We start from the raw sequence: 341 nt of genomic DNA, 5'->3' as shown, positions 1-341 counted from the left end.
GGGTAATAATGCCTTTTCGAGCATAGTGAAGCTGGGTGACACACTGATCCTCGTCTGCTCGACGAATACGTGGCAGATTGCCGTAGCGCAGATCATCAAGGGTGTTGTCTTGCAAGCGAGACTTCGTATACACAGAGCTCACCTCATCCAATAACGCAGTATCACCGCGCTCTTCTATCCACTGCTCTCTTAGTTTTGGCAATCCGCTATAAAGATCAATGGCGTGTTTTGGGTCTGTATATACACCGGAGGTGTCATAGACATGGATGGGTTCATTGGGCTGGAAAATAGGCACATCTTTAGTGCCTCCCACTAGACTGTCTGCAAGGGCGATTTCACGA

At 48.7% G+C, this 341-nt stretch carries 1 pseudogene; it reads right to left on the bottom strand.

Annotated features, from left to right (window positions below):
• A pseudogene (locus tag AB4585_RS26350) lies at window positions 1-341 on the bottom strand (phosphomethylpyrimidine synthase ThiC); the annotation flags it as partial.

It is taken from the genome of Vibrio sp. 10N.222.49.C9, assembly GCF_041474985.1.
GTDB classification, from domain to species: Bacteria; Pseudomonadota; Gammaproteobacteria; order Enterobacterales; family Vibrionaceae; genus Vibrio; species Vibrio crassostreae_C.
This window is presented reverse-complemented; position numbering and strand designations above follow the sequence as displayed.